Raw genomic sequence first — 5,391 nt, 5'->3', positions numbered from 1 at the left:
CTGGACTTATGTTTTATGGAAGTGTAGTAAGCGTGTTTTTCCTCTTTAAAAGAAGTATTGGACGACTCGGCTAGAGCGTCCAATACTTTAAATCCTATATTGTGTCTTGTATTTTCGTACTTGACACCAGGGTTTCCTAGTCCAACAATGAGGTATTTCATTGCTTAAATATAGGAAATATTATTCGGCAGCAGATTCTTCAGGAGCCGCTGGAGCATCTCCTCCCTCAGCAGTTACTTCTTCATCTTCTTCCTCTTCATCATCAACAACTGCCCCACGAGCCGTTTTGACACCAACAATTACAGATTTATCACCTGCTAGGAAGGTATATCTTTCGTCTCTAATATCTCCGATGTAAAGGAATTTTCCGATTTTCAATTCTTCTATATTGATGTCGATAGCATCAGGCAAATTAGCTGGAATAGCACGAGTTTTAATCGCTCTTTTTCTTACCAATAGATTTCCACCATTACGAACACCAATAGGTGTTCCAATAAAGTTAACAGGAATATTCACGGTTACTTCTTTGTCGTCAAATACTTGTAAGAAGTCGATATGAATAATTCTATCTGTTACAGGGTGAAATTGAATGTCTTGAAGAATCGCTTGAAAGCTTTCTCCATCAATATTAATGTTCAACAAATATACGTCTGGAGTATTGACAAGCTTGTTTAGGTCATTCTCTGTAGCAGAGAAGTACACTTGCTTTTCTCCCCCGTAAAGTACGCATGGTACTTTACCCTGATTTCTTAGTGCTCTGTTAGCTATTTTGTTAGTTTCTCTAACGTTAGCACCTAATGCAAATGTTTTCATTTTAAATAAAAAATAATGGGTTAATAATTAACTTATAAAGTTTGAGCTTATGGATTGTTTTGTATACACTCTATTAATAGTATCGGCAAACAAATTACCAATCTCTATAACTTTAACTTTATCACTTTTATGTTCTTTTCTCAAGGTATCCGTTACAATTAGTTCAGATAGTTGAGAGTTATTAATTCTTTCATAAGCACTTCCTGAGAGGATGCCATGGGTACAACAAGCTCTTACGCTATTGGCGCCATTTTCCATCATAAGGTCAGCCGCTCTAGTTAGCGTTCCTGCTGTATCTACCATATCATCTACTAACACGATATCTTTACCTTGTACATCACCAATCAACATCATCTTACTAATCTCGTTGGCTTTGTCTCTGTGCTTGTAGCATACTACCACATCGGTTTGCAAATACTTAGCATAAGTGTTAGCCCGTTTTGTTCCTCCCATATCTGGAGATGCAATACACAAGTTTTCTAAATTTAAACTTTGTATGTGTGGCACAAAGAGCGTAGAGGCAAACAAATGATCCACAGGAACTTCAAAAAATCCTTGTATTTGATCGGCATGCAAGTCCATCGTAATGACTCTATCCACACCTGCGGCAGTCAATAAATTAGATACTAATTTAGCCCCTATCGGCACTCTTGGCTTGCCTTTTTTGTCTTGTCTAGCATAACCGAAATAAGGCATAACTGCCGATATTTTGTAGGCTGAAGCTCGTTTGGCAGCATCAATCATCAACAACAATTCCATCAGATTATCAGATGGCGGTGGTGTAGATTGTACTATAAAAACGTGGCAACCTCTTACCGTTTCGTCAAAAGAAGGCTCAAACTCACCGTCACTAAAATATACGATAGACGTATCCCCTAGTGGCTGTCCGAATTTTTCAGCTATGGTAAGGGCTAATTCCTTACTCGCCGAAGCAGCAAATATTTTAACTTTAGACGACATAGTATTTTTATGGGGGGCAAAGATAGAAAAATTGATTTATCCCAAAACTATTTTCTACACTTTCATTGGTGTATGCCAAAAAAGACTTTACCTTTGCTGTCGCTAAAATTTGCCCGAGTGGCGGAATTGGTAGACGCGCTGGATTCAAAATCCAGTGATAGCAATATCGTGCCGGTTCGACCCCGGCCTCGGGTACTACAAACCTCCTCAAGAATTGAGGGGGTTTTTTTGTACTTTTGTACACTCTAGTTTATAATAAATGAAACAAAGAAAGTACGATAAGGCATATTTGAAAATGGCGCAAGAATGGGCCAAGCTGTCGCATTGTGAAAGAAAACAAGTCGGGGCACTCATCGTAAAGGATAAGATGATTATTTCTGACGGCTATAACGGTTGCCCTTCTGGTTTCGAAAACACCTGCGAAGATGAAGAGGGTAATACCAAATGGTACGTCTTGCATGCTGAGGCCAATGCTATAATGAAAGTAGCCCGTTCTACCAACGACTGTAAAGGTGCTACCCTATACCTGACTATTTCCCCTTGCAAAGAATGCAGCAAACTGATACATCAATCTGGCATAAAAAGACTGGTCTATCTCGATGAATATAAGGATACCACAGGCTTGGATTTCTTAAGAAAAGCCAATGTAGAACTCTTACACTTTGAGGATGCTGAATAAGAAATCTCATTTTAGCCCCATCGTATTTGCCCTAATTCTTATCCTAGGTATTTATCTTGGCAAATCCCTAAATTTTAACACCTTTCAGCAAAGCGAATTCAACAAATTTAACTTAGTGTTGTCCCAATTGGAAGAAGCTTATGTCGATAGCATAGATAGGGAGGAACTAATAGAAAAAGCCGTCACTAACCTCTTAGAAGAACTTGACCCTCACTCCTATTACATAAAAGCGAAAGATTTGTCTGCCGTCAACGAACCCATGGAGGGTAGTTTTGATGGAATCGGTGTAGAATTTAACTTGCTAGACGATACCATTTTGGTAGTTGCCCCTATTTCGGGTGGTCCATCACAAAGTGTTGGTATTCTCTCTGGCGATAAAATTGTCTCTGTCAATGGAGATACCATAGCAGGTACAGGGCTAGAAAATGAAGATGTCTTCAAATTATTGAGAGGCAAAAGAGGAACTAAGGTCAATGTTGGCATTTTGAGAAAAGGTCAAGAGGAATTATTGGATTTTGAAATTACTAGAGATAAAATCCCTATCTATAGTGTTGATGTATCGTATATGATATCGGACGAAATGGGATACATCAAAATCAATCGCTTTGCCGCTAATACCTATGAAGAATTTATTGAGGCTGCCCAAAAACTTTTGGATAAAGGTATGCAAGAGCTGGTTCTTGACCTCAGAAATAACCCCGGAGGATATTTAGGGGCTGCCATTAACATCAGCAACGAATTTTTGGAAAACAATTTGCTCATCGTTTATACCCAAGACCGTTCGGGCAATAAAGAAGAATACTTTTCCAACAGAAAAGGTTTACTCATCAATACTGCCGTGACAGTCATTATAGATGAAGGTTCAGCTTCTGCTAGTGAAATTGTTGCTGGTGCATTACAGGATAACGATAAAGGCACTATCGTTGGTCGCCGTTCATTTGGCAAAGGTTTAGTACAAGAACAATTTGAACACCCCGATGGTTCGGCATATCGCATTACTACCCAACGTTATTACACCCCAACAGGTCGATGCATACAACGCCCTTATGCTAAAGGTCAAGGTGACGATTATGCTAGTGACCTTTTACAAAGAATCAATACTGGCGAACTCCTTTCTAGAGATAGCATAAAATTTGACGACAGTCTAAAGTTTGTTACTCCTCAAGGTAAGATTGTCTATGGAGGCGGAGGAATAATGCCTGATATTTTTATTCCTTTAGACACTAACTCTTACCATTCTTCTATTTCTGAGGCTATCCGAAAAGATTTAATCCGACAGTTTGCATTTGCTTATTCCAACCAACACCGAGAAGAATTAGAAAGTCAAAACCTGTCCAATTTTATTGCCTTATTCGAAATCAATACTAACGACTATAATCAGTTGGTAGCATTTTGTAAGTCGTCTGAGGTTACACTACCACTTGCTGAACTTAGCGAATACGATAAACGCATTTTATCTACCCAACTCAAAGCTTATATTGCACGAAATATTTGGAATGACGACGGGTTTTTTCCTGTTATTCATAAAATTGATGACACATTTCAACAAGCTATAATGCAGTAATTTTTTACTTTTGTACCAATATTAATTTAAGATAATAAACTATGTCATTTGATTTACCCAAACTACCTTATGCTTACGATGCTCTTGAGCCACATATAGATACTAGAACTATGGAAATACACCATAGCAAGCACCACGCAGGTTATACTGCCAAACTAAATGCTGCTATTGAAGGCACTGATTTAGCTGGACAGTCTATCGAATCTATACTAGCTGGTGAGCTATCGGCAGGCGTCAGAAATAACGGCGGAGGATATTACAACCATTGCTTATTTTGGAGTGTAATGAGTCCTAACGGTGGCGGTCAGCCAAGTGGTGATTTGGCAGATGCTATAGACAGTGCTTTTGGTTCTTTCGAGGAATTTAAAACCGCATTTTCAAATGCTGCGGCTACACAGTTTGGCTCTGGTTGGGCTTGGTTGTGCTCAAAAAATGGAAGCTTAAGCGTATGCTCTACTCCTAATCAAGATAATCCTTTGATGAAATCGGGATGTGGTGGCACTCCAATTTTAGGAATTGATGTGTGGGAACACGCTTATTACCTCAACTACCAAAACAGAAGACCAGATTACATCGAAGCCTTTTTCAATGTAGTCAACTGGGACGAAGTCAGTCGTCGATTTAAAGAAGCATAAAAAAAAAAGCCCCTCATTTGAGGGGCTTTTTTTTGACTATAATTTCATCGATTACATCTTTTATCCCTTTTATAATTGGAATTTGAAAGTAGTGAGGTTAAAATCCTATATATTTGATATTATGAGACTTTGTATTTTTTTTTTCAGCCATTTTGTATATGGATATAATAATGAAGATGAAATCTCAATTGACCCATCAATTGGAATAATAATAAATGACTTGTCATATACTAGAATAGGAATCTCAACAAAAAACCTAATCTTAAATAAAGTAGGTTTATACTATACATTAGAAAAGAATGATTTAAACAATAGAGATCTTTTAGGCATAAATGTTAGAGTGATAAATAACCTATATTTTAATTTTGGATATCATTTTTTTACAAATGATAATATTTTTGAAGGAAATAGAAAAGAAATAGGCATAACATATAGCTTTAAGAATATTCCGTTTTTAATTCATTATGGATATTCGTCAAGTATAGGTAGTACTATTAATGTTGGTTATAGAATATTTATAAAACAAAAAGCTCTTTCTTGGTAAAAATATTTAGACAGATAATACTTGTTGGAATTGTTGTATTCTAACAATGTTGAAACCAATTCATAGTGTTCACTTGAATATTGAAAGTGACTTGTAACACTTAAAAATCAATAACAGGAATATACAATTTAATTAAGGAAGTTTTCTAATCCAAATAGTGTCTCTATCCCTATTCAACAGTAATCGGGTATTTCAC

7 protein-coding genes and 1 tRNA gene are annotated in these 5,391 nt (G+C 37.1%); 5 read left to right on the top strand and 3 right to left on the bottom strand.

Features of this window, described 5'->3' with window-relative positions:
- From ISP71_08915 to ISP71_08905, 3 genes are all read right to left on the bottom strand, one after another.
- On the bottom strand, positions 1 to 161 hold a 161-nt coding region (locus ISP71_08915; protein MBL6664203.1), incomplete at its 3' end, for an aminoacyl-tRNA hydrolase.
- A gap of 19 nt (positions 162 to 180) precedes the next feature.
- A complete protein-coding gene (locus tag ISP71_08910) occupies positions 181 to 813 on the bottom strand; it encodes a 50S ribosomal protein L25 (GenBank protein ID MBL6664202.1) in 633 nt (210 codons plus the stop codon).
- A gap of 27 nt (positions 814 to 840) precedes the next feature.
- A complete protein-coding gene (locus ISP71_08905; protein MBL6664201.1) occupies positions 841 to 1,773 on the bottom strand; it encodes a ribose-phosphate pyrophosphokinase in 933 nt (310 codons plus the stop codon).
- A gap of 111 nt (positions 1,774 to 1,884) precedes the next feature.
- On the opposite strand from ISP71_08905, the gene ISP71_08900 reads away from it, so the two are divergent.
- The 5 genes from ISP71_08900 to ISP71_08880 all read left to right on the top strand — a co-directional run bounded on the left by ISP71_08900 (position 1,885) and on the right by ISP71_08880 (position 5,195).
- Positions 1,885 to 1,968 (top strand) — tRNA-Leu (locus ISP71_08900).
- A gap of 64 nt (positions 1,969 to 2,032) precedes the next feature.
- Positions 2,033 to 2,452 (top strand): dCMP deaminase family protein, encoded by a 420-nt coding sequence (locus ISP71_08895; protein ID MBL6664200.1) that lies wholly within the window; start codon positions 2,033 to 2,035, stop codon positions 2,450 to 2,452.
- Entirely contained in the window at positions 2,442 to 4,016 is a 1,575-nt protein-coding gene (locus ISP71_08890) for a S41 family peptidase (GenBank protein MBL6664199.1), read from the top strand. Before ISP71_08895 ends, ISP71_08890 begins: the two co-directional genes overlap by 11 nt.
- A gap of 41 nt (positions 4,017 to 4,057) precedes the next feature.
- A complete protein-coding gene (locus tag ISP71_08885) occupies positions 4,058 to 4,651 on the top strand; it encodes a superoxide dismutase (protein MBL6664198.1) in 594 nt (197 codons plus the stop codon).
- A gap of 82 nt (positions 4,652 to 4,733) precedes the next feature.
- Positions 4,734 to 5,195, top strand: coding sequence for a hypothetical protein (locus ISP71_08880; GenBank protein ID MBL6664197.1), 462 nt, complete (start codon positions 4,734 to 4,736; stop codon positions 5,193 to 5,195).
- Positions 5,196 to 5,391 lie beyond the last annotated feature (196 nt).

The sequence above is a fragment of the Flavobacteriales bacterium genome (assembly GCA_016779995.1).
Lineage (GTDB): Bacteria > Bacteroidota > Bacteroidia > Flavobacteriales > UBA7312 > UBA8444.
This window is presented reverse-complemented; position numbering and strand designations above follow the sequence as displayed.

Excerpts from the sequence above, each read along its gene's own strand:
- ISP71_08910 (MBL6664202.1), bottom strand. The coding sequence starts at position 813 with ATGAAAACATTTGCATTAGGTGCTAACGTTAGAGAAACTAACAAAATA.
- ISP71_08905 (MBL6664201.1), bottom strand. The coding sequence starts at position 1,773 with ATGTCGTCTAAAGTTAAAATATTTGCTGCTTCGGCGAGTAAGGAATTA.
- ISP71_08895 (MBL6664200.1), top strand. The coding sequence starts at position 2,033 with ATGAAACAAAGAAAGTACGATAAGGCATATTTGAAAATGGCGCAAGAA.
- ISP71_08890 (MBL6664199.1), top strand. The coding sequence starts at position 2,442 with ATGCTGAATAAGAAATCTCATTTTAGCCCCATCGTATTTGCCCTAATT.
- ISP71_08885 (MBL6664198.1), top strand. The coding sequence starts at position 4,058 with ATGTCATTTGATTTACCCAAACTACCTTATGCTTACGATGCTCTTGAG.